General features: G+C 57.2%; 23 protein-coding genes and 2 tRNA genes. 12 read left to right on the forward strand and 13 right to left on the reverse strand.

The genetic code is table 11. The annotated features are described in order from the left end of the window. Position 1 precedes the first annotated feature (1 nt). Complete coding sequence (locus tag M8014_RS07215; protein ID WP_271281840.1) at positions 2–871, reverse strand: ChaN family lipoprotein; 870 nt, start codon at positions 869–871, stop codon at positions 2–4. Between the two features lie 216 nt (positions 872–1,087). On the opposite strand from M8014_RS07215, the gene M8014_RS07220 reads away from it, so the two are divergent. After that, on the forward strand, positions 1,088–1,933 hold the full coding sequence (locus M8014_RS07220) for a sugar phosphate isomerase/epimerase family protein (protein ID WP_271281841.1): 846 nt from the start codon (positions 1,088–1,090) through the stop codon (positions 1,931–1,933). Between the two features lie 39 nt (positions 1,934–1,972). On the opposite strand, the gene ampC is transcribed toward M8014_RS07220, so the two are convergent. The 4 genes from ampC to ttrB all read right to left on the reverse strand — a co-directional run bounded on the left by ampC (position 1,973) and on the right by ttrB (position 8,053). Then, positions 1,973–3,115: a CMY2/MIR/ACT/EC family class C beta-lactamase gene (gene ampC / locus M8014_RS07225; protein WP_418939599.1), complete on the reverse strand. Its 1,143-nt coding sequence runs from the start codon at positions 3,113–3,115 to the stop codon at positions 1,973–1,975. A 133-nt stretch (positions 3,116–3,248) separates the two neighbouring features. Then, the gene (ttrA, locus tag M8014_RS07230) at positions 3,249–6,320 is read right to left on the reverse strand and encodes a tetrathionate reductase subunit TtrA (RefSeq protein ID WP_271281842.1); all 3,072 of its coding nucleotides are present in this window, start codon (positions 6,318–6,320) and stop codon (positions 3,249–3,251) included. Continuing rightward, positions 6,313–7,317, reverse strand: coding sequence for a tetrathionate reductase subunit TtrC (gene ttrC, locus M8014_RS07235; protein WP_271281843.1), 1,005 nt, complete (start codon positions 7,315–7,317; stop codon positions 6,313–6,315). Before ttrC ends, ttrA begins: the two co-directional genes overlap by 8 nt. Next, positions 7,307–8,053: a tetrathionate reductase subunit TtrB gene (gene ttrB / locus M8014_RS07240; RefSeq protein ID WP_271281844.1), complete on the reverse strand. Its 747-nt coding sequence runs from the start codon at positions 8,051–8,053 to the stop codon at positions 7,307–7,309. The genes ttrC and ttrB overlap by 11 nt, the downstream gene beginning before the upstream one ends. Before the next feature lie 166 nt (positions 8,054–8,219). Between ttrB and ttrS the strand changes: the two genes are divergently transcribed. The 4 genes from ttrS to M8014_RS07260 all read left to right on the forward strand — a co-directional run bounded on the left by ttrS (position 8,220) and on the right by M8014_RS07260 (position 12,446). Then, the gene (gene ttrS / locus M8014_RS07245) at positions 8,220–9,968 is read left to right on the forward strand and encodes a tetrathionate respiration histidine kinase TtrS (protein ID WP_271281845.1); all 1,749 of its coding nucleotides are present in this window, start codon (positions 8,220–8,222) and stop codon (positions 9,966–9,968) included. Next, entirely contained in the window at positions 9,965–10,540 is a 576-nt protein-coding gene (gene ttrR, locus M8014_RS07250) for a tetrathionate respiration response regulator TtrR (protein ID WP_271281846.1), read from the forward strand. The genes ttrS and ttrR overlap by 4 nt, the downstream gene beginning before the upstream one ends. Positions 10,541–10,630: 90 nt before the next feature. Next, positions 10,631–11,404, forward strand: coding sequence for an isocitrate lyase/PEP mutase family protein (locus tag M8014_RS07255; RefSeq protein WP_271281847.1), 774 nt, complete (start codon positions 10,631–10,633; stop codon positions 11,402–11,404). After that, the gene (locus tag M8014_RS07260) at positions 11,391–12,446 is read left to right on the forward strand and encodes a bifunctional transcriptional activator/DNA repair enzyme AdaA (RefSeq protein ID WP_271281848.1); all 1,056 of its coding nucleotides are present in this window, start codon (positions 11,391–11,393) and stop codon (positions 12,444–12,446) included. Before M8014_RS07255 ends, M8014_RS07260 begins: the two co-directional genes overlap by 14 nt. Before the next feature lie 18 nt (positions 12,447–12,464). Here the strand turns inward: M8014_RS07260 and M8014_RS07265 are convergent, their stop codons facing one another. The 5 genes from M8014_RS07265 to M8014_RS07285 form a co-directional block, all read right to left on the reverse strand. After that, positions 12,465–13,190, reverse strand: coding sequence for a GNAT family N-acetyltransferase (locus tag M8014_RS07265; RefSeq protein WP_271281849.1), 726 nt, complete (start codon positions 13,188–13,190; stop codon positions 12,465–12,467). Positions 13,191–13,314: 124 nt separating this feature from the next. Then, positions 13,315–13,402, reverse strand: a tRNA-Ser gene (locus M8014_RS07270). A gap of 124 nt (positions 13,403–13,526) precedes the next feature. Next, the gene (locus tag M8014_RS07275) at positions 13,527–13,955 is read right to left on the reverse strand and encodes an FAD-dependent oxidoreductase (RefSeq protein WP_271281850.1); all 429 of its coding nucleotides are present in this window, start codon (positions 13,953–13,955) and stop codon (positions 13,527–13,529) included. A 225-nt stretch (positions 13,956–14,180) separates the two neighbouring features. Further along, positions 14,181–14,268 (reverse strand) — tRNA-Ser (locus M8014_RS07280). Positions 14,269–14,411: 143 nt separating this feature from the next. Next, positions 14,412–16,040, reverse strand: coding sequence for an ABC transporter substrate-binding protein (locus M8014_RS07285; protein WP_271281851.1), 1,629 nt, complete (start codon positions 16,038–16,040; stop codon positions 14,412–14,414). Between the two features lie 268 nt (positions 16,041–16,308). Between M8014_RS07285 and yccA the strand changes: the two genes are divergently transcribed. Further along, complete coding sequence (gene yccA / locus M8014_RS07290; protein ID WP_271281852.1) at positions 16,309–16,968, forward strand: FtsH protease modulator YccA; 660 nt, start codon at positions 16,309–16,311, stop codon at positions 16,966–16,968. Positions 16,969–17,054: 86 nt separating this feature from the next. Further along, positions 17,055–17,384, forward strand: a complete 330-nt coding sequence (gene tusE / locus M8014_RS07295; protein ID WP_271281891.1) for a sulfurtransferase TusE — start codon at positions 17,055–17,057, stop codon at positions 17,382–17,384. Here tusE and yccX read toward each other — a convergent pair. Then, positions 17,381–17,662 carry an acylphosphatase gene (gene yccX, locus M8014_RS07300; RefSeq protein WP_271281853.1) on the reverse strand — a complete coding sequence of 94 codons (282 nt, stop codon included), beginning with the start codon at positions 17,660–17,662 and terminating at the stop codon, positions 17,381–17,383. The two genes, tusE and yccX, sit on opposite strands and share 4 nt — an antisense overlap. 94 nt (positions 17,663–17,756) lie before the next feature. Here yccX and rlmI point away from each other — a divergent pair, with 94 nt between their 5' ends. Both rlmI and hspQ read left to right on the forward strand, forming a co-directional pair. Further along, on the forward strand, positions 17,757–18,947 hold the full coding sequence (gene rlmI, locus M8014_RS07305; RefSeq protein ID WP_271281854.1) for a 23S rRNA (cytosine(1962)-C(5))-methyltransferase RlmI: 1,191 nt from the start codon (positions 17,757–17,759) through the stop codon (positions 18,945–18,947). A 60-nt stretch (positions 18,948–19,007) separates the two neighbouring features. Beyond that, complete coding sequence (gene hspQ / locus M8014_RS07310; RefSeq protein ID WP_271281855.1) at positions 19,008–19,325, forward strand: heat shock protein HspQ; 318 nt, start codon at positions 19,008–19,010, stop codon at positions 19,323–19,325. Positions 19,326–19,377: 52 nt separating this feature from the next. Here hspQ and M8014_RS07315 read toward each other — a convergent pair whose 3' ends face one another. Then, complete coding sequence (locus M8014_RS07315; RefSeq protein WP_271281856.1) at positions 19,378–19,791, reverse strand: CoA-binding protein; 414 nt, start codon at positions 19,789–19,791, stop codon at positions 19,378–19,380. A gap of 171 nt (positions 19,792–19,962) precedes the next feature. On the opposite strand from M8014_RS07315, the gene csgI reads away from it, so the two are divergent. Beyond that, on the forward strand, positions 19,963–20,625 hold the full coding sequence (gene csgI / locus M8014_RS07320) for a curli synthesis inhibitor (RefSeq protein ID WP_271281857.1): 663 nt from the start codon (positions 19,963–19,965) through the stop codon (positions 20,623–20,625). Between the two features lie 79 nt (positions 20,626–20,704). Then, positions 20,705–21,163 carry a methylglyoxal synthase gene (mgsA, locus tag M8014_RS07325; RefSeq protein ID WP_271281858.1) on the forward strand — a complete coding sequence of 153 codons (459 nt, stop codon included), beginning with the start codon at positions 20,705–20,707 and terminating at the stop codon, positions 21,161–21,163. Between the two features lie 68 nt (positions 21,164–21,231). Here the strand turns inward: mgsA and helD are convergent, their stop codons facing one another. Continuing rightward, entirely contained in the window at positions 21,232–23,286 is a 2,055-nt protein-coding gene (helD, locus tag M8014_RS07330) for a DNA helicase IV (protein ID WP_271281859.1), read from the reverse strand. 123 nt (positions 23,287–23,409) lie between these two features. Between helD and M8014_RS07335 the strand changes: the two genes are divergently transcribed. Continuing rightward, the gene (locus M8014_RS07335) at positions 23,410–23,856 is read left to right on the forward strand and encodes a YccF domain-containing protein (protein WP_271281860.1); all 447 of its coding nucleotides are present in this window, start codon (positions 23,410–23,412) and stop codon (positions 23,854–23,856) included. The last annotated feature ends 2 nt before the right edge of the window (positions 23,857–23,858 follow it).

Here is a 23,858-nt window from a genome sequence, read left to right on the forward strand (position 1 = left end):
ATTAAGGCTGCTTTTGTGCCGGAACCGACCAGATGTAATCCGCCTGCTTCGCGCTCACTTTGGTTCCGTCAGTGGTGAGCATCACCACGACCGGCGGTTCAACATTAAGATCGGCCAGATGCAACGGCACGCCAATATCTTTCGCCGCGTGATAGCCCCCGGCAATCAGCAGCGCAGGACGCGGTGCCCGGCGGAGCTGCTCAGCCATAAACCGATCCCGCTGCTGCTGGATGGAGAGCATGGCGTGAACCTGCTCCCCCGTTAACTGGCCGTCATGCATAAGATAGATAATGGCGGACAAAGCTTCACGCACCTGCTCGCGCGAAGAGGCCGCCCCCGGCGGGAAGACAGGATTTTTATACAGGGCAGAGACCTGCTCACGGCTGATGTTGGCCGCCAGCAGCGGGCCAGGGCCCTCAAGGGCGGTCATCACCACATCGCGGTACAGCGCCCACGGCCAGCCGCTGTTCCAGCGCATCGCTTCTGCCGCGCGGGTGGCGCTAACCCTGGTGCCCGCCAGGCTTTGCGCTTTGACGCGGTCCACCGCCGCCTGCTGATCGCTGTTGATCATCTCCAACAGCACACTGCCCTGCTGACGGGTTTTATTCAGGTTTTGCAGCAGCCACTGTTCAATCTGGTGGTGGCGTTGATTGGTGTGCTCTTCACCGACAATGACCACCGGCGCGCTGGCGAGCTCCGCCATCAGGTCGGCTGGGGTGATAGACCTCCCGGTTGCGACGTCCTGAATACAGTCGCAGTCAATCGCCAGCTGGGTTTTGCTCTCCGTGACAGAAGGCGGACTGTGGCACCCGGCGATCAGCAAAATGCTGCCAAGGACCAGCGGTTTGAAAAAGTTACCCTGATTTAACATAAGTATCCGTTTAATTTTTAAGGCATTTTTTGCGCTGCGAATTTTGGGCGGATTATATGCATTGATGATAATGATTATCAAGATCATTCTCATTATCAATTCTGGGAGGGTGGCGTTAAACAATTGCGCTGCGTCACACTTTTAGCCCGCGCAGTTTGTAATCGATTACTTTATATCTGTATTTTGTAATCGATTACTTTTCACTAAGGAATAACGATGATCAAACGCGCTATGCTTTGCGGCCTCCTTTTGGTGGCGAGTCTGGGGGCGTATGCCCAGGCCAAAGAGACCCGTCACGAAATTGCCCTGCAGATGTACACACTGCGCAACGTGGGTGATGCCGATGCCCAGTTTGCGATGGCCGGAAAAGCCGGATTCAAAAATGTGGAACTGGTGGGCACCCACGGGGTGGATGCTCCCGCCCTGCAGAAGATCCTGAAAAAGAATCAGCTCAACGTGGTGGCGGCGCATGTGCAGCTGTCCGCGCTCGAGCAGGATTTTGCCACGACCGTCGCGTTCAACAAAGCGGTAGGCAATACGCACATCGTGGTGCCGTGGATTGAAGCCGCCGACCGTCCAACAACGCAGCAGGGCTGGGTTGACTATGCCAAACGCCTGGATGCGATGGGTGCAAAATTACGCAATGAAGGGATCACGCTGGCCTTCCATAACCACGATTTCGAGATGAAGAAGTACGGTACCGACAGCGTGCTGGACATCATTATGAAAAACACCCAGCGCGATAACCTGGTGCTGGAGCTGGACGTGGCCTGGGTCTCCCGCGGAGGTCAGGATCCGGCACAGTTCATCACCCGCTATGCGGGCCGTATTTACGCCATCCATGCCAAGGACAATTCGGGTATCGGCGTGCGCGATGATGAGATGAATTTTTCCCCGATGGGGGAAGGGATCCTCGAGTGGAATTCTATTCTGAATGCGGCGCGCAAGAGCGGCGTGCAGTGGTTCATCGTCGAGCATGACTCGCCGAAAGATCCGTGGGCGATTATCACCACCTCGCGCAAAAATCTCGATGCACTACTGAAACAGCACCCGCCGCACTAAGCCCGACAATCCAGGCCTGCCGCAGCAGGCCTGGTGGCATTACTGCAGGGCCTCGAGGATCTGATACGCCACTTTCACCCGGGCGGTATTTGGGTAATTTTTGTTTGCCAGCATCACAATCCCGAGGTTCTTCTCCGGGATAAAAGCAATGTAGCTGCCAAACCCCCCCGTGGCCCCGGTTTTGTGTACCCAGGAGGCGCTCACCGGCGGCGCGGCAGGATTGATGGCCGTGACCGCATGCGGCGCCAGAGCGTATTGATTATCCGCCCCCTGCTCCAGAATCTGAGATGTCACCGGCCAGTTCAGCATTTCCCAGCCTAATCCCTGGTACATGTCCCCCACCTGCCAGTAGCGCGACTGGGCAAGACGCATCCCCTCTCTCAGCGACGCGTCTTTGATAGCCGAGGGTTGCATATTGGCCTGCAGCCAGCTCGCCATATCCACGATCGAGGTTTTTACTCCGTAGGCTTCAGCATCGAGCATACCCGGTGATACGTGCACCGCCTTGCCGTCCCGGTAGCCCCAGGCGTAGTTCGCTGCGTCGCTGGTCGGAACATTGACCCAGGTGTGTTTCAGATTCAACGGTTTTAACACCCGGCGGGTCAGCGCCTGCTCAAAGTTCATCTTCGAAGGCTTGACCGCCAGCGCACCAAACAGACCAATACTGGCGTTGGCATACAGGCGACGGGTACCGGGTGCCCACTGGGGTTGCCAGGACTGGTAAAATTTTTGTAGCGACGCGGCACTGGTGACATCTTCCGGCACCTGCAGCGGCAGCCCCCCGGCGGTATAGGTTGCCAGATGCAGGAGCGTTATGCCTTGCCACTGCTTGCCTGACAGCGCAGGCCAGTATTTGCTCGCCGGATCGCTGAGTGCGATTTCACCCCGCGCCACCGCCTCGCCCCCCAGCACACCGGTAAAGGTTTTGCTCACCGAGCCGAGTTCAAAAAGGGTCTGCTGGGTGACCGGTTTGTTCCCGGCGACATCCGCCAGCCCGCGGGTAAAGTAATACGGTTTGCCCTGATAAACGATCGCCACGGCCATCCCCGGAATCGCCTGCTCTTTCATCAGCGCGGTAATGGCCGGGTTAACCACGTCGGCCAGCTGCGATACCGTCTGCGCTGCCGCACATGCGGAGCCAGACACAATAATAAGGAGGGAGCACAGCAGCGTTTTTTTCATCAGGATTATCTTCATCAGGTGAGGTTCGGAGGGTCAGACCGGCCTATTCTGCAGAATTTAATCCGCGGTGACAAACGACAGCGAAGATAAAGGCCACCGGGCAGGACGCCCCGATAACAGAGCGCCCTGTCGATCACACTTTCTCAATCACAGCCGGTAATCCCTGACGCACGGAGGCCCCCGTCACCCAGTCCAGCCACGGACCGGCCACCTTGCGGGTGGGATCGGCAAAGCCGAGATCGTTCAGGTTAACGCCGGAGGCAATGTGGCTTTTCTGTGCCAGCGGTTCGCCATCCAGCCAGTGTTGACGCGCCCCCATCTCCTTGTGCCCGTAGCCATGCTCCATCGCAATCACCCCCGGCATCACCCCCGAGAGCACGCTGACCTGCACCTCGACGCTGCCACCCGGGGTGGTGATCCGCGCGATGTCGCCATGCTGGAGCCCAAAACGTAAGCCATCCGTGGGATGGATCGCCACCAGCCCCAGCGGCTTAACGTGATGCAGCCGTTCAACGACGGTGCTCGAGCTGCTCATCAGGTTGGATTTAAACGACATCAGCTTCATCGGCCATTGCGCATCGGGATACACTGCCTCCAGCGCCTGACCATCTGACAGCCGCGCCGGATACCAGGTCGGGCAGCCGCTGAATCGCTCGCCAGTAATGGCATGTTTGTAGGCCGCCACCTGCGGGTTCCAGATCTGCAGCGGCGTGATCCACTCGGTGCCTACGACGCCGGCTTTGCGCCCGGAAGCATCCGGGGCAAAGCGCCCTCCCCGGCTGTACAGGAAGGCCACCGGCAGCGACTCCTGTGCCTTCAGGGTCTGGTTAATGGACGGGAAAATACGCTCAACGCCGGACAGCGTGATGTCCTGTTCGGCGGCCGCGGGCAACGGCTTTTGTCCGGCAAAGGCGATATTGGCGGCAACGCGCAGGTAATAATCTTCTGCGCGGTTAAGCGCGTGCAGGTTCCCGCCGGCATCCGGGATCGCCTTATCGCCAAACCCCGGAAGCTGCATCCGTTTTGCCACCGCAATGCAGAAGGCCTCCATCGATATCGGCTCACCCTGTGCGGTTTTGGCGGTCGCCGGTTCAACAACCGGCCAGCGGGCGGTGGTGGTTTTACTGGCCACCCCGCCCCAGGGGGTACTGAATCCCCAGCTTTCAAAATTATGGGTATCCGGCACGATATAGTCCGCCAGGGCGGTAGTCTCATTGATAAAGGCATCAATGGCGATAAACAGCGGCAGACGCTGCGGATCGGTCAGGCGTTCCTCAATGACCGTGCGCATTCCTGGCACCCCGTACAGCGGGTTGGTCATGTTCGAGATCCACGCTTTCAGCGGATAGGGGTAGCCCTCCAGCGCGGAGGGTAACAGCTCGGTTAGCTGTCCGGCGACAAAGGGATACCACGGGGCTTTGGCAGGCCACGGCGACTGCCCCGCCGCGACTTTCTGCTGGTACTCCTCGGATTTGGCGTAATCGGCTTTGCTGCGGGCAATATTGAGCCCTTTGGGCGCAACCTTGCCGGGGAACTGCTCCAGGTTGTAGCACGCCCCGTTAACCTCGCCGTTAAACTTGCCGCCGCCGACAAACACCCCGCCGCTGAGGCTCATGTTCCCCAGCAGCACGTTAAGCATCATCACCGACCAGGCGTTATAAAAGCCGTTCCCGGACATCATCCCGCCGTGGGTGACTACCGCCGCTTTGCGCCCGTAGCGGGTAAAGGCGGTTGCCAGGGCGACAATCCTTTCTTCCGCCACCCCACACTGCTGGCTGTACTGTGCCAGGGTGAATCTTTCCGCCGACTCTTTCAGGCACTGGAAACTGCTTTTTACCCTGACCGTCGCGCCGTCGTGCAGGGTCACCTGCTGAGTCACTAACAGCGTGCCGCGATCGCACTGGCTGGCGGGCACCAGATGGCCCGCCTCGTTCACCACCAGCGCTTCATCGGCTCCGGCATCGCTGCCGCTCAGGTGGGAAAGCTGTAAATGCTGCCCGGCGAGGGGATGGTTATCATCGCCGATCACCAGCCAGCAGGCGTTGCTCCAGCTTTTCTCTCTGGCGCGTAGCATTGCCTCGCGGCTGGTCAGGGTCAGGTACTCGGTAACGTAGCGCTGGTTGTCGATAATCCAGCGGATCATCGCCATCGCCAGCGCGGAATCGCTGCCCGGTTTGATCGCCAGCCAGTGGCCGTGGTCGTCGGCCAGCACCGTGGTCAACGGCAGAGCGGGTGAAACCACCACATAGTTGAAGTTATTGCGCAGCCGGGCGCTGGCAAGCTGGCGGGCCTGGCGCTTGAAGGGGTTACCGGACTGCGCGGGCGAGGTGCCCATAAACAGCGCAAATTCGACGTTTTCCCAGTCCGGCTTAACGTGCGGGTTTTTATCCAGATCGCCCATCAGCGCGCCGGATCCCGCACGATACGACAGCCCGCAGTAGGCCCCATGAGCACCAAAGTTTTTTGAGCCAAAACTGTTCTGGGCAAAGCGGCGCAGAAACCCGTCCCGGCCTTCATCGCTGGTATTAGTGACCAGCAGCTGATTGGCCTTCGGACCGAAAGCCGGATGCCGGGGATCCACCGGGGTGGTGAGATCGCGAATGGCTCTCAGCCCGTCAACATGGCCTTCGCCAAACAGATCTCCCCCTTCGACGACCTCTGCGATCAGCTGTTCAAAGCTGATGCGCTGCCACTTACCTTCTCCGCGTTTTCCGGCGCGCTTCATCGGAGTAAGTACGCGCAGTGGGCTATTCAGACTCTCCAGCAGGGTTGCCCCGCGCGCGCAGGCGGTGGAGCGAGAATCCAGCCCGCTTTCACCCGCCAGCCTGGTCATGGCCTCGGCAAACGGCATCATGCTGTCGAACGGTCGCTCATGCGAGAGCGGATGCCAGGGGTTGCCGGCAATGCGGAGGACCTGGTGAGTGGTCTTATCGACCCGCGCGCGGATCCCGCACAGCGTCCAGCAGCCAAAGCACTGGGTCATGGCGATCGCCTGATCCGGCGTGCTCGTCCAGCCATTGTGGGCGATCCCTTCCGGGGGCAGTGAGTTGCCGTGGATCCTGTCGCGCGTCACCTTCCCTGAGGTGCCGTTGACCAGCCCATCCACGGCCCGTTTTGCCACATCGCGATAGCTCAGACCGAAGGCCGCAAAGCCACCGACGGCAACGCCTATTTTCAACCATTGACGACGGGATAATTCAGGCATGTTGAAGCCTCCTTGAAAGCCAGTTGACGCCCTCCCGGACGGTAATCATCAGGGCAAACCACAGCCCAAAGGTGCCGACAATTGCCAGCAGACCGTCGGTGCCCATGGGCAGGGTGTAATCATTCATCAGCGCGTTGTTTTTCGGGATCGTTTGCCCACCCATCAGCACGGCCCAGCGCAGCGTCCAGCACAGTCCGGCCACCAGCAGCGCATTCGCCAGGGTTGCCGTCAAAGGCAGGGTGTTGCGGCTGGCAACAAGCGCAAAAACCACTGCTGCCGCCCACAGCGTGATGAGGATGAGGATGTCAACCCGGGTCTGAGGATTGCCCTGCCACTGCTGGCGCAGCGCGTCGCCTGACAGGGTGTCGCCCAGATACCACGCCAGCATCACCCCCGCCAGCAGCAGCAGCGTCAACACCTGCCCTTGCGCCAGCCGTCGGGCGACATCGCGCATTGCCACGCTAAGCAGCGCCAGCAGCGCACTCATGGCGCTGATAAACATGGCGACCGGGAATGCGTAGCTGAACCACAGCGGTCGGGCCCGCACCACCGACACTTCTCGCCCGGTATACAGTAGCAACCCGACCGCCGTCAGCGCGGCACCGAGCGCAAGCCAGCGCAGCAGCGGAGTAAAGCGCACGGTAGCCGGGCGCAGATGGAACAGCACAAACCACAGCCCCAGCAGCAGCGTGAACAGCGGTAAAAACAGCGCTCCCCAGGGCATCCAGGACCAGGGGGTGGGCCAGGCGTAGAAATGCCAGAACCGGGCGGTCTGGTGCAGATCGGCGGTCAGCGCCAGCGGGGCGGTGATCCCGCAGGTTAAGGCGATGAACAGGCACACCCGCTCAAATTGCTCGCTGTGCTGATGACTCACCCAGCGGGCCACGCAGGCCAGCAGCGCGGCGCAGGACGCGATGCCGATAAAGAAAAAGTACTGCACCGCCCAGGGCAGCCAGCTGATGGGCTGGGGTTGGGCCACTATTTCATTAATGACCATGGGTCACCTCCTGCCACAGCGCGGGCTGCGCGCGCCCCTGAAGCGGAGAGACAAACGCCTCATCCAGACCAAGGTAGAAGACGTGCGGGTTCGTTTTGTTTTCCGGCTTCAGCACCTTGATGGCGTCCCGGTGCGTCGCCAGCATCTGGCTTATTGTGCTGTGCGGATCCTTGAGGTCGCCGATGATCCTCGCGCCCCCCACGCAGGACTCGACGCAGGCCGGGAGCAGCCCGGCCTCAAGCCGGTGCGCGCAAAAAGTGCATTTATCCGCCGTCTGGGTGGTGTGGTTAATAAAGCGGGCATCGTAGGGACACGCCTGCACGCAGTAGGCGCAGCCCACGCAGCGGGTATTGTCGATCACCACGATGCCATCCTGGCGCTGGAAGGTGGCCTGAACCGGGCATACCGGCACGCACGGCGGGTTATCGCAATGGTTGCAAAGCCGGGGCAGTAACACGTTGGTGACCTCATCGCTGTGGGTCAGTTGCACCTGGTACTGGCTGACGGTGGTGCGAAACGCCCCTTGCGGGGTCTGGTTTTCGATGGTGCAACTCACCGTGCAGGACTGGCAGCCAATACAGCGACGCAGATCGATAAGCATGGCGTAGCGATGTTCATCCGAACCTTCATGCCGCTGGGGCCCGAATGCGATCCCCGCATCGGCCAACGGAACCAGCGCAGCCCCGGCCGTGACAACGCCCATTTTCTGCAAAAAATGGCGCTTACTGATGTCCATGGTGACCTCCACTCACAGCGCGATTAAGAAAAAGATTAGGGATGGAATTACCTAACCAAATGTGGTTAGTTACAGTCTAAAAATCTGGCCGGGTCGCCATCTATTGTGGTTAACCACATAAACCGGGCGGGCTTGATCTAACGCAAAAGAAAGGAGCATCAGCTGCATGGATCGCCGGGTAAAAGCCCTTTTATTCCTGATAATTACCGGACTCACCTCTCCCCTGTGGGCGGCCGAATGGACGATCGGCATCCTGGCGTTACGCGGCGAAACAGCCACCCGCACGCACTGGCAACCGCTGATCGACTCGCTCAATACCACCGTGCCCGATGCCCACTTTCGACTCCTGCCGCTGGATCTCAACGGCATGCGCGAGGCGGTGAATAAAGGCACCCTGCAGTTTGTGCTGACTAATCAGGCGCAGTTTGTGCAGTTAAATAGCCACTACCATCTGCGCTGGCTGGCCTCGCTGCGTTCCGGTAAAGGAGAGAGCATGGCGACCGGCAGCGCCATTGTGGTACGCCGGGACAGCAACCTCACTCGCGCCGGGGATCTGGCCGGAAAAACGCTGGGCGCCATTGACCCGCAGGCCTTTGGCGGGTATCTGCTGGGCTACCGGGAGCTGCTGAATGCCGGGCTGCGGGTGGATGACAAGGTGGATGTGCGTTACGTGGGGTTCCCGGCGGATGCGCTGCTTTATCTGCTGCGCGAAGATGCCATTCAGGCCGCCATTGTGCCGGTGTGTTTACTCGAGAGCATGGATAAAGAAGGGTTGATCGCGAAAAGCCAGTTTCGGGTTCTGCTGCAAAAACCCGCGTCATTTCACTGCCTGACCAGCACCCCGCTGTACCCGGACTGGTCGTTTGCCGCCCTGCCGGGTGTCGGCGATCGGGTGGCCGATGCGGTCACAAAAGCGTTGCTGAACGCGCCGGAATCAGGCGCATGGCGCTGGGGCGCACCGGCCTCCACCAGCGACACCGAGGCGCTTCTGCGTGAACTTCATCATCACCCGGAGCAACAGCGGATCGGGCAAACCCTGCTTGACTGGCTGAATCAACACCGGACCCCTGTCGCCTTACTCCTGTGCCTTGCGCTGCTATTTGTCGTCAATTATGGCTGGGTGATGGTGCTGGTCAACCGACGCGGAAAAGCGCTGGAGCAGGCCAACGGCCAGCTTCGTGTGCAGCAGCAAACCCTTGAGCAGGCCAGGCAAATGAGCATCCTGGGAGAGATGGCATCCGGATTTGCGCACGAGCTTAATCAACCGCTGGCCGCCATCCGCATGTATGCCCAGGGCGGGTTGAATCACCTCGCGCAGACGGAGCGTCATCAGGCTGTCGAAAAGGCGCTGGTGAATATTGACGCCCAGGCCGAGCGCTGCGGGCTGATTATCAAACATCTGCGGGAGTGGGCAAACCCGGTGCGGCACAGCGATCGGGATATCGATACCCGCGCTCCCGGCGAGGTGGCCGACACACTCCGGCACGTGATTGCCCTGCTACAGCTGGATAAACTTTCCCCGGACCTTCAGGTTCAGATTAACAGCCCGCAACCGGCCCTGCTGTTACTGCCCCCGGTGCTGCTGGAGCAGGTGCTGGCGAATATCATTGTGAATGCGGTTCAGGCGGGCGCAACGCGCCTGTGGTTTACCCTCGACCGCGTTGATCATCAGCAGCGGCTCGCGCTACAGGATAACGCGGGCGGCCTGTCCGCCGGACAACTTAGCGATCTGTTCCGCCCGTTCCAGTCCAGCAAAAAAACGGGCATGGGCCTCGGACTCGTTATCTGCCAGCGGCTGCTACGTAGCGTCAATGGCGAGATCGGCGTGAACAATCACCCCGCGCCGGACGGAAGTGAGGGGATACTGGTGACCCTGACCTTCCCTGCCCGCGCCAATACCGGAAATGCACCATGATTCATTTAGTTGACGACGATGAGGCCGTTACACATGCCTGTCGCTATTTGCTCGAGAGCCTGGGTCACAGGGTTCAGTGCTGGAACCACAGCGAACAGTTTCTGCAGGACGCATCGCTGGCCGCCACGGGCATTGCCCTGCTGGACATGCGGATGCCGGGTCTGGATGGGCACGCGCTTTTTCAGGCGATGCGCAAGGCAAACAGCACCCTGGCGGTGATCTTCCTGACCGGGCATGGCGACGTGCCGATGGCCGTCAAAGAGATCCAGTCCGGCGCGGTTGATTTTTTACAGAAACCGGTTGCCATCACGGCCCTGAAAGAGGCGATTATCCGAGGCTATGCGCATTCTGCCGCGCTTGCGAAATCGCACGACCTGAAGCTGCGCTTCGCGCGGCTGACGCCAAAAGAGCAGGAAGTGGCGCACTGTGTCGTCGCCGGTCTGATGAACAAAGATATTGCCGCGAAGATGAATATCGCGTTACGCACGGTAGAGGTACACCGCTCCCGGGTAATGGAGAAGATGGACGCGAAGAGCATGGCGGAGCTGGTGATGCAGGTGAATGACCTTTGATACATCCCAAAAATGGTCGTCCGATTTTCGGTTGTCAGCGTTTCGCCGGATGCTCCAGAATCATCCCGAACCTCACACCGGGAGAACGTTATGGATTTCACTGCACTGCATCAACAAAACACCCCCTTATTGATGGCCAATGTCTGGGATGCGGCCAGCGCGAGGGCTGCGCATGAGGCTGGTTATCAGGCGTTGGGCACCTCAAGCGCCGCCATTGCCGCGATGCTAGGTTACGAGGACGGAGAAGGCCTCTCTTTCGATGAGCTGCTGTATATCGTGACGCGCATCAAATCCGTCACATGCCTGCCATTAAGTGTCGATGTGGAAGCGGGTTACGGCGCGTCGGCGAGCGACATCACATCTAACCTTACGCGCCTTGCTGAGCTTGGCGTGGTGGGCGTCAACCTTGAGGACAGCCGCGTGATTAAGGGTGTCCGACAGCTTGACGATGCGGCGGTTTTTGCCCGTCGATTAACCGCGATTCGTCATCAGTTGGATGACGCGCGTTGTCGATTGTTTATCAACGTTCGTACCGATACGTTTCTGCTGAATCATCCTCAGGCATTGCACGAAACGCTGTTGCGGGGTCGGTTATATCAGCAGGCAGGTGCCGACGGTCTGTTTGTGCCCGGCCTGACCTCAGAGCATGATATTGCTATCCTGGCGCAGGACATCCCTGTGCCGCTAAACGTGATGTGTATGCCCGATCTACCCACCTTCGACAGGCTGGGGGAACTCGGCGTAAAACGCATCTCGATGGGCAATTTTATCCATTCGAAAATGCACTCAACGCTCACGACGTTCATGCGTGCGATCCCGTCACAGCAGTCGTTTGCAGGAGTTTTTATTAATGAGAGTTCTTGATAACGGCCAGTGCGATATCTGGTATCAGGCCCTGCTTGAACGCGCTTCAGAGTATACGGGCGTATTCTATGTGGGCGTAAAAACGACCGGGGTATTTTGTATTGCCGTCTGTCGGGCGCGGAAACCGAAACGCGAGAACGTTGAGTTTTATGACGATTTTAAATCGGCTCTGGATGCCGGATTTCGCCCGTGCAAAGTGTGCCGGCCCACAGAAAATGCGCACAGCGCCCCGCTTTTTATCGAACAGGCGCTGGAACAGGTGCGAGCGCACCCGAAAACACGCATTAGCGATGCGGATCTGCGTCAACTCGACATCAGCCCCGAGCGCGTGCGGCGCTGGTTTCTTCAGCATCACGGTATGACCTTTCAGGCTTTTCAACGCATGCAGCGGGTGAATGTCGCCCTTCAGGAGCTGAAAGGCGGACGTACCGCCACTGATGTGGCGTTTGATAGCGGCTATGAATCATTAAGCGGTTTTGGTTATACCTGCAAACGGCTCACGGGCGTTGCGCCCACAGAGCAGCGCCAGTTAATTATGATCCACCGCTTTACCACCCCGCTCGGCCCGATGTTTGTCTGTGCAACTGAACGCGGTGTATGCCTGCTTGAATTTACCGATCGTCGAATGCTGGAGACCGAATTTCGCGATCTCCAGCGTTTGCTGAACGCGCGGATCCTCTCCGGGGAAAACCGCCATACCCGCCAGGCGGAAAAAGAGATCGGCGAGTATTTTTCCGGCATGCGTCAGGCGTTTGATCTGCAGCTCGATACCCCGGGGAGTGATTTTCAGCGCGCCGTCTGGCAGGGATTACGGGCGATCCCGTATGGCCAGACCTCACATTACCAGGTGTTATCCCGGCAGTTGGACAAGCCCGATGCCGTTCGCGCCGTGGCTAACGCCAATGGTGCTAACCGCGTAGCCATTGTGATCCCCTGCCACCGGGTCATCGGCAAAGATGGCGCGATGACCGGCTATGGCGGCGGCGTCGCGCGCAAAGCCTGGCTTATTCAGCATGAGAAAAAAGACCTTGATGACCGCTGATCAACGACGATGCTCTTTTCAGCGACCCGCTCGGCTTTCAGCAACCAGCGTGCCCAGCTTTTGCTGCTGAACGCCGTTTGCATCGAAGTTATCCGGTGCAAGCCATCGTTCAAAGGCAGTTATCAGGGCCGGGTATTCGCTGTCGATAATGGAGTACCAGGCAGTGTCCCGGTTGCGCCCGCGGGTCACGACAGCCTGGCGGAAAATACCTTCGAAGGTGAAGCCAAAGCGTGTCGCCGCCGCGCAGGACGGGGCATTCAGGGCGTCACACTTCCACTCAAAGCGACGGTAGCCCAGCTCGTCAAAAACATAGCGCAGGAACAGCGCCATCACTTCAGTGGCGAGCCGCGTGCGCTGCATGCGCGGGGAATAGGTCACGTAGCCCACCTCAATCACCCCGTTAGCGGCATCGATCCGCATCAGCGCCACGGTGCCAACCGGCTGGCCGGTACTGGCGTCGATCACCGCGTAATGCATCGGGTCGCGCTGCATTTCGGCATTCAGCAGCCAGGCGCGATACGCCTCCGGGGTTTCATAAGGCCCTGACGGCAAATAGGTCCAGTCGCGTGCATCCGGCGCGTCGCGATAGGCCTCGTAAAGCCCGGCCGCGTGGCGGTCAGCGCTGAGGCGTTCGAGCCGACAGTAGCGCCCCTGCAGGGAGGGGGCGTCAGGCAGGCGGGCGCCGCTCCACTCGGGCAGTGCGTCACCGACTGGCTGGTTATAGTCATTCAGTCTTTCGGTCATAGAATTTCCGCTCCTGTTGCGGTGAGATTGTGGCCTGGGTCAGGTGGCATACTGAATGGCATACTGATAAACAGTAAAAATAAAAAAAAACCCTGCGATATTGCTATCGCAGGGTTTTCAAATTTGGCGGAAGCGTAGAGATTCGAACTCTAGAACCCTTTCGGGTCGCCGGTTTTCAAGACCGGTGCCTTCAACCGCTCGGCCACGCTTCCTAAGTGAGGCGCACTATAAACATCCCAGTGCGTTGTGTAAAGCACAAAATTCAAGAATTTGCGTCTCTTTCAACGACCCAGGGCTCTTGCTGAAAAAAACCGCAAATGGGGCAGAAAAAAAACGCTACACCTCCATACCCGCTCGGTATTGGCCCCACTTCAGCACCGAGTTCACGCCAATCGACAGGAAAGGTTCCGGCGGCGTTTTATTTGGCCCCGGCGACGCCATCAGGAAATCAATCAGTTCATTTCTCTCCCCGGCGATCATGTCGGACAGCAGCGTGCCAGTTGCCGTGCCGCGGGTGATCCCCAGACCGTTGCAGCACAACGCGCCATACACATTAGGCCCCAGCAGATCAAAGAAGGCCTCGTGGTTTTCTGACAGGCAGATGGCCCCGCTCCAGGAATATTCAAAATCAACCTGATTGAGCATCGGGAAACGGCGCTCAAAAGACTTGCGGTGGTTAGCGATAAAACTCTTCAGATGCTGTTCACGCGGACGACCATCCGGGTGGAAGCTAAAGCTGTTACGCACCAGGATTCGGTTATCCACTTGAGCAAAACTTAAATTAGAAGCGAAGAAAAATCCAGAACCGGATTACACTAACAGAAGTTCAGAAGATTCAAATCTCGCTAAAAAACAATCTTCTTAGTAGGAGGGTAGTAAAATGAAGAAGTTTAGATACAAAAAAAGCTCGTTTACACGAGCTTTTTTTGTATCATCTAATGCACCATAAAATCAAAAACACACTTTAAGCTATTGATTTTATTAAGAAATTGGCGGAAGCGTAGAGATTCGAACTCTAGAACCCTTTCGGGTCGCCGGTTTTCAAGACCGGTGCCTTCAACCGCTCGGCCACGCTTCCTAAGTGAGGCGAACTATAAACAGCTCCTTGTGCCCTGTAAAGAGCGAACCTTATCGTTCGTCTTAAAAATAGCCAAAATGCGTTTAATTGGTTGTATCAACAACATATTGGCTATTTTATCAGCACGCATTACCCTCAAGGCGTTAATGCTTTTTGATGTACATATCTTTGGTGTAGTAATACCCCAGCTTATCCGGCGTAAATCCTCCTACCCACGGCTTCACCAGATGGGTGCGGACATAGTGATAAACCGGAATGGCGGGTACATCCTGACCCAACAGATCTTCCGCCTGCTGATAGAACTTCCCGCGCTCGGCAGTGGTTTTCGCTTTTGCCGCCTCAACCAGCGCTTCATCGTAGGCCGGATTGCTGTACTGGCTGGTATTCTCGCTGTCGCCGGTACGGAAGTTGTTCAGGAAGGTGGCTGCATCGTCGTAATCGGCGATCCAGGCGTAGCGCACCGCATCAAAATTGTGGGTGTGCATGGTGTCCAGCATGGTTTTCCACTCCTGATTTTGCAGCTTCGCTTCCACGCCGAGGTTTTTCTTCCACATCGAGCTGGCGGCGATGGCAATACGCTGGTGCGATTCAGAGGTGTTGTACAGCAGATTAAAACTCAGGGGATGGCTGTCGTTAAAGCCCGCCTCGTTCAGCAGCTTTTTAGCCTCGGCAATGCGCTTATCCATCGGCCAGCTGGCGTATTCAGGGCTTTTCAGCTTCACGCCGCCGATATCCGGCTGGCTGACGACCCAGGCCGGTCGCTGCCCCTGCCCGAGCACCTTGTCGGCAATGATGTCTTTATCCAACGCCAGGTTCAGGGCCTTGCGCACGCGCGGATCGTTAAACGGCGGGCGGGTGGTGTTGAACTCGTAGTAGTAGGTTGCCAGCTGCGGCGAGACGTCCAGCTCAGTGCCCATGGTTTTTTTCAGTTGGGCAAACTGGTTGATGGGCAGCGTGTAGGCAATATCAATTTCACCGGCCTTGTAGCGGTTCACATCGGCGGCTTCGGAGGTGATCGGCAGGTAAGTTACCTTGTTAATCACGGTATGGGCATTGTCCCAGTAGCGCGGATTACGCTCGGCGATAATCCGCTCGTTGACCACCCATTTACTCAGCGTATAGGCGCCGCTGCTGACGAAATGCTCCGAGCGGGTCCATTTATCCCCGTAACGGCCAATCATGATCTTGTCGACCGGGACCAGCGACGGGTGCGCCAGCATCGCCAGAAATGCGGCATTAGGCTGGGTAAGTGTCACTTCAAGGGTGGTATCGTTTAGCGCCTTAACGCCCATCGTCTCGGGGGCTTTTTTACCCTGAGCGATATCCGTGGCGTTCACAATGTGCATGTTGCCGGGGTAGCTGGCATAGGGTGAGGCGGTTTTCGGATCCACCAGTCGTTGCCAGCTCCAGACCACTTCCGGTGCGGTAATGGCGGTGCCGTCGCTCCAGGTGATGCCCGGCCGTAAATGGAAGGTCCAGACGGTGTTGTCTTTATTCTCCCATTTCTCGGCCAGCCGCGGCTGGATGGTGCCGTCCGGGGCGACACTGACCAGTCCTTCGAATAAATCGCTGATAATATTAAATTCGACATCGCTTTCGACTTTATGCGGGTCGAGCGATGCCGGTTCATTGCCATTATTCCTGACCAGCTCCTGCTTCTCTGCCAGCACGGTTCCCGCCGGTACGCTGGCGGCAAAAGCCGTTGTGCCGGCGCTCAGGATGCCTGCCGTCAGCAGAGAGAGTGTAAAAATAGTGCGTGATGATGGTTTCATTTCCTTCGCCTTATTGTTTTTTGTCTGACGATGCGCAATAACTCTTAGCGCCACGACTGTAATAAGGCAATATATTTCAGTAACCTATAAGAGCTTGATCTGATTAGCGCTGACAAACCGCGCTTCGTTCGGCAAAATTGCAGTTATGGAACATAAAATGCTTGAACGACGCCTAACGCTATGCGTAAAGATGGGTAAAATAGCTAGGTTCCCGGCGTATCGTTTTCTATTCTTGCCGTTAATTACATCTGTCATAAGAGAGTGACTCATGGATCGTATTGTTAGTTCTTCACACGACCGCACATCGCTACTCAGCACCCACAAAGTGCTGCGTAACACCTATTTCCTGTTGAGCCTGACGCTGGCCTTTTCTGCGCTGACAGCGACCGCCAGCACCGTTCTGATGCTGCCATCGCCGGGTATTATCCTGACACTGGTGGGCATGTATGGTCTGATGTTCCTGACCTACAAGCTGGCCAACAAACCGACCGGTATTATTGCGGCATTTGCCTTCACCGGTTTCCTGGGTTACATCCTGGGGCCAATGCTTAACTCCTTCCTGTCTGCCGGGATGGGCGATCTGATCGGCCTGGCGCTGGGCGGTACGGCATTAGTGTTCTTCTGCTGTTCTGCCTACGTGCTGACCACCCGCAAAGACATGTCTTTCCTCGGCGGTATGCTGATGGCAGGCATCGTGGTGGTGCTGGTCGGGATGGTGGCAAACATCTTCCTGCAGCTGCCGGCTCTGCACCTGGCGATCAGCGCCGTATTTATCCTGATCTCCTCTGGCGCAATCCTGATGGAAACCAGCAACATCATTCGCGGCGGCGAGACCAACTACATCCGCGCCACCGTGAGCCTGTATGTGTCGCTGTACAACATCTTTGTCAGCCTGCTGAGCATCCTGGGCTTTGCAAACCGCAATTAACCCGCTGTGCTGTATACCGGGCCCCGCTTATGCGGGGCTTTTTTTTTTGCTAAACTGCTGCGGTTTTCGATAAACCCGTGATGATTATGTTGAACTTTGAAGGTAAAGAGATTGAAACCGATAGCGAAGGCTATCTGAAAGAGACCAGCCAGTGGAGCGAAGGACTGGCGGCCGCTATTGCTGAAAAAGAGTCGATCGCCCTGACGCCCGAACATTGGGAAGTGGTGCACTTTGTGCGCAATTTCTACCTGGAATTTAATACCTCCCCCGCCATTCGCATGCTGGTCAAAGCGATGGCCAATAAGTATGGCGAGGAAAAGGGTAACAGCCGTTATTTGTACCGCCTGTTCCCGAAAGGCCCAGCCAAACAGGCGACCAAAATCGCCGGTCTGCCGAAGCCCGTGAAGTGTATTTAGTACCGAATACCGAAATTGACGTATTCCCTGCCGGGTTGATGCGGTTCTGATAAGACCTTCTCAACCCGCGCGCTGCGTGGCCCACCGGCTTTAAGCCAGGCAACCAGCTGTTCTACCTTTTCCGCTTCGCCACAGGCGACCACCTCGACACTGCCGTCATCCATGTTGCGCGCGTACCCGGTCAGTCCGAGCGTTGTAGCCTCCCGCTGCGTGCTGTATCGGAACCCGACGCCCTGAACCGTACCGTGGATCCACGCGATTATGCAGACTTTTGACATCATCGTTCTCCTTATCCCTGTCTGGCGCGTTGCATTTCCTCGCTGAACTCGGGAAAATGGCGGCCATCTTTTCGAATCGACAGAATAGCAAATTATGAGTGTACGTTTAGTGTTAGCCAAAGGGCGCGAGAAGTCATTACTGCGCCGTCATCCCTGGGTCTTTTCTGGTGCGGTTGCTCGCGTAGAAGGCAAAGCCAATCTCGGAGAAACCATTGATATCGTCGACCATCACGGCAAATGGTTAGCCCGCGGCGCATACTCACCTGCTTCCCAGATCCGCGCGCGTGTCTGGACCTTCGATAAAGACGAGACAATTGATATCGCCTTTTTCACCCGTCGTTTACAGCAGGCGCAGCAGTGGCGCGACTGGCTGGCAAAACGCGACGGGCTGGACAGCTATCGCCTGATCGCCGGTGAATCCGACGGTCTGCCGGGCGTCACTATCGATCGTTTTGGCAACTTCCTGGTGCTGCAGCTGTTAAGCGCGGGAGCAGAATATCAGCGTGCGGCGTTAATCAGCGCCCTGCAATCGCTGTTTCCTGAGTGCGCCATTTACGATCGCAGCGACGTTGCGGTGCGTAAAAAAGAGGGCATGGAGCTGACGCAAGGCACCGTGACCGGCGAACTGCCGCCTGCCCTGCTGCCGATTGAAGAGCACGGCATGAAGCTGCTGGTGGATATCCAGGGCGGACATAAAACTGGCTACTACCTCGATCAGCGTGACAGCCGTCTGGCAACCCGCCAGTACGTGAAAGACAAGCGCGTGTTGAACTGCTTCTCCTACACCGGCGGCTTTGCGGTTTCTGCCCTGATGGGCGGCTGCAGCCAGGTGGTGAGCGTCGATACCTCCCAGGAAGCGCTGGACGTGGCGAAGCAGAACGTCGAGCTGAACAAGCTGGATTTGAGCAAAGCGGAATTTGTGCGCGACGATGTGTTCAAACTGCTGCGCAAATATCGCGATCAGGGGGAAACCTTCGACGTCATCGTGATGGACCCACCAAAATTTGTCGAAAACAAAAACCAGCTGATGGGCGCGTGTCGCGGCTATAAAGACATCAACATGCTGGCAATTCAGCTACTTAACCCAGGCGGCGTGCTGCTGACCTTCTCCTGTTCCGGCCTGATGACCACAGACCTGTTCCAGAAAATTGTCGCCGATGCCGCTGTAGATGCGGGTCGTGATGTACAATTTATAGAACAGTTCCGTCAGGCGGCCGATCACCCGGTGATCGCTACCTATCCGGAAGGGCTATATCTGAAAGGGTTTGCCTGTCGCATCATGTAACTTGAAAAGTGGAATGTTGCCCTCACCTTGAGTGTAAGTAACGTTTCCCGGGAGGTGACTATGATTGCCAGCAAATACGGTATCGGCCAGCAGGTCCGCCACTCCCTGTTAGGGTATCTGGGTGTGGTTGTGGATATCGACCCGGAATATTCCCTCGACGAACCGTCAGCCGATGAGCTGGCGGTTAACGCAGAACTCCGCGCCGCACCCTGGTATCACGTGGTGATGGAAGATGACGATGGCCAGGCGATGCATACCTATCTTGCCGAAGCCCAGTTGAGTAGCGAGCCGCAGGACGAGCACCCCGAACAGCCGTCCATGGATGAACTGGCACAAACCATTCGTCGACAGTTACAGGCCCCGCGCCTGCGCAATTAATGATGAAAAAAAAGCCCGGTGGCGCAATGCTCACCGGGCTTACCTTCCGCGTTTAGCGGGTTAACCCTAAGCGCGGGATCTCAATCGCCGGACAGCGATCCATCACCACCTGTAATCCCGCGTCACGCGCCAGCACGGCGGCTTGCTCATTAATGACGCCCAACTGCAGCCACAGAGTTTTTGCCCCAACGGCGATAGCTTCCTGCGCCACGCCCCAGGCGGCTTCGGAATTGCGGAACACATCCACCATATCAATTTTTTCTGGCACATCCGCCAGCGTCGCATAGCCCTGTTGCCCCAGCAGCGTCTTACCCGCCACTTTCGGCGACACCGGGATCACGTGATAACCGTGATCGAGCAGGTATTTCATCACCCGATAGCTCGGCCGGTCGGGCTTGTCACTTGCCCCGACCAGAGCAATCGTTTGGGTGGTGGTCAGAATCTCAGCAATATCGTTCTCTTTCATTGTCTTCCTCCTGGCTTTTTCAAAGTGTACGCCAAAGTGGGTAAGGCAACTATCTATCCCATACGTCTGCATGAGAGCAAATTGCCAGAATATGTCTATATGTTAGTAAATATGATCTGCGAAAAAATTAGATACATTATTCACACCGCGCGTCTTTGAGAGGAGCTCTCTATGAAAACCGGCATTGCCTGGAGTTTGGTTGCACTGCTGATGCCGGTTTGCGTTTTTGCTACAACGCTACGGCTCTCCACTGACATCGATTTACTGGTGCTTGATGGAAAAAAAGTGTCCAGTTCATTGCTGCGCGGTGCGGACAGCATTGAGCTGGATAACGGTCCGCATCAGATTGTGTTTCGGGTTGAAAAAACCATCCGTTTTGGCAACCATGAACAGCGCGTCTATATTTCTCCCCCGCTGGTCGCCAGCTTTAATACGCAGCGCATCAGCCAGGTTAATTTTAGTCTCCCGCGACTGGAAACAGAAAAAGAGTCGCAACTTTTTGATAATGCGCCCCACATCGAGTTGCTGGACGGCGATGCGACGCCCATTCCGGTAAAGCTCGATATCCTGACGATTACTGAGACCCCGAAAGGTATCAATTACGAGAATGATACTGAGCGCTATAACAAGGCCGGGCAAAGCGCGTCTTTACCGCAATTTGCTACCATGATGGCCGATGACAGCGCGCTGCTGTCGGGCGTTTCTGAGCTGGATATGCCGCCACCGCAATCCCAGACGGTTACAGAACAACGACTTAAATACTGGTTTGCCTTAGCCGATCCCGATACCCGAGCGCGATTTCTGCAGTGGGCGAAGCAGCAACCTTCGTCCTGACCCGCAATATTTATCCCTTTCTCTTGCAGAGTCAGACACTTCCAGTAATCTGTAACCAGTTAATTAATGGATAGAGATTATGGAACTCACAACTCGCACCCTGCCAGCACGCAAACATATCGCGCTGGTTGCACACGATCACTGCAAACAGATGCTGCTCAACTGGGTTCAGCGTCACAAATCCCTGCTCGAACAACACCAGCTGTCGGCAACCGGTACAACGGGTAATCTGATCCAACGCGAGACCGGGCTTGAGGTTAATGCCATGCTGAGCGGCCCGTTGGGCGGCGATCAGCAGGTCGGGGCGCAGATTTCTGAAGGGAAAATTGATGTGCTGATTTTCTTCTGGGACCCGCTCAATGCGGTGCCGCACGATCCGGATGTCAAAGCGCTGCTGCGCCTGGCGACGGTGTGGAATATCCCGGTCGCCACTAACCTGTCGACAGCAGACTTTATTATTGAGTCACCGCAGTTCCAGTCTCAGAACGAAATTCTGATCCCGGATTACCCGCGCTACCTGGCGGATCGCCTGAAGTAATTATCGCCGTTGCCGGGTGGCGGCTTCGCCTGCCCGGCCTGCTACCTGACCTTGTACGGCCGGGTTGTTTACGGTTTGCGCGTCAGCGGCACATCAATATTTTTCAACACCTCAACAAACGCCGACGGCTGCTCTTTATTGAACAACAGCCAGACGCGATGACGCGCACGGGTCATCGCCACGTACAGCAAACGCCGCTCCTCAGCATCCGGAAAATCTTCCACCGCGGGCAGTAACGCCTGCTCCATGACCGATTCGCGCGCGGGTGCAGGGAATGCGTCGCTGCCTTCCTGCAGACCCACCACAATCACATAGTCCGCCTGCTGTCCTTTGCTGGCGTGAATGGTCATAAAATCCAGTTGCAGCTTCGGCCAGCGAGTGGCGGCTTTCGCCAGGCTGGCCGGCTTAAGGTGGTGATAACGCGCCAGCACCAGAATACGTTCATCAGGTTTAGCGTAACCGCTCAGCTTATCCAGCAACGCATCAAGCTGATCGTCTGCCAGCAGCGTCACCGCTTTTTTGTCGCCAACGGACAGGCTGTTCAGCGGTTTTGCCAGCTGGTTCGGGTTCTGCTGAATAAAGCGGTTGGCGACTTCACCGATCCGGTGATTGAAGCGATACGTGGTATCGAGGTCACAACGATCGCCTTCGCCAAAGTAATGATGGAACGCGGTAGTCAACGACAACTGCGCCCCGCTAAAGCGATAGATCGCCTGCCAGTCGTCGCCCACGGCAAACAGCGTGGTATATTTATTTTGCGCCCGCAGTGCCGCCAGCAGCGCCGCGCGCTGGGGAGAGATATCCTGAAACTCATCCACCAGGATGTGTTTCCACGGGCTGACAAAACGGCCTTTCTCAAGAATGTTGATCGCCTGATGGATCAATCCGGAAAAATCGACCGCATTTTCCTCTTTAAGAGCGGTTTTCCACGCTTTTAACAGGGGGGCCATCAGCTTCACCCGTTTTGAAAACAGGGCGCGAATCTCTTCCGGCGCACCGGCAATCATCTCTGCCTGCGCACCGCCGTGCATGCGCATCAGGCTCACCCAACGATCCAGACGCGGTGCCAGTCGGCGCGCGAGCTTATCGTTTTGCCAGAAGCTGCCCTCCGGCACCGTCCAGTTGAGCTCCTCTTCCAGCCACTGGCGCCAGCCTTTAGCCTGGGCTTTTTTCTCGCTGCACTGCTGCTGCCAGGCATCGATAAAAATTTTCTGCCGTGCCTCGGTGTCACTTTCGAGCTGGCTGACCACCGGCACTTTTTTGCTCCCTTGCTGAATAATGTACAGGGCCAGCGCATGAAAGGTTCTGGCGGTGATGTCGCGAGTATGCAGTCGCGCCGCGATACGTTCATCCATCTCCTGGGCGGCCTTGCGCCCAAATGCCAGCAGGAGGATCTGTTCCGGGGAGGCTTCATTGCGGGTCAAAAGCCAGCCCGCGCGCGCCACCAGCACCGAAGTTTTACCGCTCCCGGCACCTGCCAGCACCAGCAACGAACGCTCACCGTTGACCACCGCCCGGGCCTGGGCCGGGTTAAGCGGCGATGACTCAATACCGGCAAAAAAATCGGCATACTGGCTGAGCATGGCGGCGGTCCACGCCTGATTGTGCGCCTGTCGGCTTTGATCAATGTCGGTTAACCAGGCCTGGCACTGACGCCAGGCCTCACGGCAGTTTTCAAACTCCACCAGCCGCGAGGTCGACAGCGGTAAGGCCTGCAGCGCGTTGACGATTTTTTGCTGCAGCCCCAGGGTTTTATCCCGCGTGAGCCAACTGTTTTGCTCATGGCTTGCGGCAATCTCATCCAACACGTTGTGCAGAACCTGCGCCGCAACCTGACTCATTTCAGCACTCCATTGCTGCCAGAGCATGTTCAGATGGTGATGAAACCGCTGGGTTTCTGCCCATTCGGTGCCGTGCAGCCGCACGACCTTTTCTTCAGGCAGGACAAACTCCAGCTCGCCCCACACCAGACCGCGCTTGCAGTGAATGGCCAGCAGCTGATTGAAGGGAATCAAATATTCGTGCCGTTCGCCCGAGACTTTGACCCCGGCGTTGAGTAGAACGACTTTGTCGTACGGATGTTGTGCCAGGCGTTTGCCTAACGAAGTTGCTTTCAGTTCCATGTCCAGCCCGATCCACGACGTGAGAAGTTACCTGACAGTTTAACTGCCAGTTTTCAGGTGCTCCAGCGCAAAAAACCGTTACAATCATCGAGCCTTAAACAAAACGGAAAGAACCGAGGTGTTATGCGTACCGTTCTGAATATTTTGAATTTTGTTCTTGGTGGTTTTGCCACCACCCTTGCCTGGCTGGTGGCGACGCTGGTCAGCATTGTGCTGATCTTCACCCTGCCGCTGACGCGCTCCTGCTGGGAAATCACCAAACTCTCGCTGGTGCCTTACGGTAACGATGCGATCCACGTCGACGAGCTGGAGCCCGACAGCAAAAGCGCGCTGCTGAACACCGGCGGAACGCTGCTCAATATAGCGTGGCTGATCGTTTTCGGCTGGTGGCTGTGTCTGATGCATATTGCGGCAGGTATTGCGCAGTGCCTGACGATAATCGGTATCCCCGTTGGGATCGCTAATTTCAAGATTGCCGCCATTGCCCTGTGGCCTGTGGGGCGCAGAGTGGTCCCTGTTGAAGTCGCCCGCGCCGCGCGGGACGCCAACGCCCGCCGTCGTTTTCCGTAACG

The sequence above is a fragment of the Silvania hatchlandensis genome (genome assembly GCF_025564065.1).
Taxonomy (GTDB): domain Bacteria; phylum Pseudomonadota; class Gammaproteobacteria; order Enterobacterales; family Enterobacteriaceae; genus Enterobacter; species Enterobacter hatchlandensis.

Coding starts and splice junctions, on each gene's coding strand:
- ttrS (WP_271281845.1), top strand. CDS start 8,220: ATGGATCGCCGGGTAAAAGCCCTTTTATTCCTGATAATTACCGGACTC.
- M8014_RS07220 (WP_271281841.1), top strand. CDS start 1,088: ATGATCAAACGCGCTATGCTTTGCGGCCTCCTTTTGGTGGCGAGTCTG.
- ttrA (WP_271281842.1), bottom strand. CDS start 6,320: ATGCCTGAATTATCCCGTCGTCAATGGTTGAAAATAGGCGTTGCCGTC.
- tusE (WP_271281891.1), top strand. CDS start 17,055: ATGTTGAACTTTGAAGGTAAAGAGATTGAAACCGATAGCGAAGGCTAT.
- ttrC (WP_271281843.1), bottom strand. CDS start 7,317: ATGGTCATTAATGAAATAGTGGCCCAACCCCAGCCCATCAGCTGGCTG.
- yccX (WP_271281853.1), bottom strand. CDS start 17,662: ATGTCAAAAGTCTGCATAATCGCGTGGATCCACGGTACGGTTCAGGGC.
- csgI (WP_271281857.1), top strand. CDS start 19,963: ATGAAAACCGGCATTGCCTGGAGTTTGGTTGCACTGCTGATGCCGGTT.
- yccA (WP_271281852.1), top strand. CDS start 16,309: ATGGATCGTATTGTTAGTTCTTCACACGACCGCACATCGCTACTCAGC.
- ampC (WP_418939599.1), bottom strand. CDS start 3,115: ATGAAAAAAACGCTGCTGTGCTCCCTCCTTATTATTGTGTCTGGCTCC.
- rlmI (WP_271281854.1), top strand. CDS start 17,757: ATGAGTGTACGTTTAGTGTTAGCCAAAGGGCGCGAGAAGTCATTACTG.
- M8014_RS07260 (WP_271281848.1), top strand. CDS start 11,391: ATGAGAGTTCTTGATAACGGCCAGTGCGATATCTGGTATCAGGCCCTG.
- helD (WP_271281859.1), bottom strand. CDS start 23,286: ATGGAACTGAAAGCAACTTCGTTAGGCAAACGCCTGGCACAACATCCG.
- M8014_RS07285 (WP_271281851.1), bottom strand. CDS start 16,040: ATGAAACCATCATCACGCACTATTTTTACACTCTCTCTGCTGACGGCA.
- ttrB (WP_271281844.1), bottom strand. CDS start 8,053: ATGGACATCAGTAAGCGCCATTTTTTGCAGAAAATGGGCGTTGTCACG.
- M8014_RS07335 (WP_271281860.1), top strand. CDS start 23,410: ATGCGTACCGTTCTGAATATTTTGAATTTTGTTCTTGGTGGTTTTGCC.
- M8014_RS07265 (WP_271281849.1), bottom strand. CDS start 13,190: ATGACCGAAAGACTGAATGACTATAACCAGCCAGTCGGTGACGCACTG.
- M8014_RS07215 (WP_271281840.1), bottom strand. CDS start 871: ATGTTAAATCAGGGTAACTTTTTCAAACCGCTGGTCCTTGGCAGCATT.
- hspQ (WP_271281855.1), top strand. CDS start 19,008: ATGATTGCCAGCAAATACGGTATCGGCCAGCAGGTCCGCCACTCCCTG.
- M8014_RS07255 (WP_271281847.1), top strand. CDS start 10,631: ATGGATTTCACTGCACTGCATCAACAAAACACCCCCTTATTGATGGCC.
- M8014_RS07315 (WP_271281856.1), bottom strand. CDS start 19,791: ATGAAAGAGAACGATATTGCTGAGATTCTGACCACCACCCAAACGATT.
- mgsA (WP_271281858.1), top strand. CDS start 20,705: ATGGAACTCACAACTCGCACCCTGCCAGCACGCAAACATATCGCGCTG.
- ttrR (WP_271281846.1), top strand. CDS start 9,965: ATGATTCATTTAGTTGACGACGATGAGGCCGTTACACATGCCTGTCGC.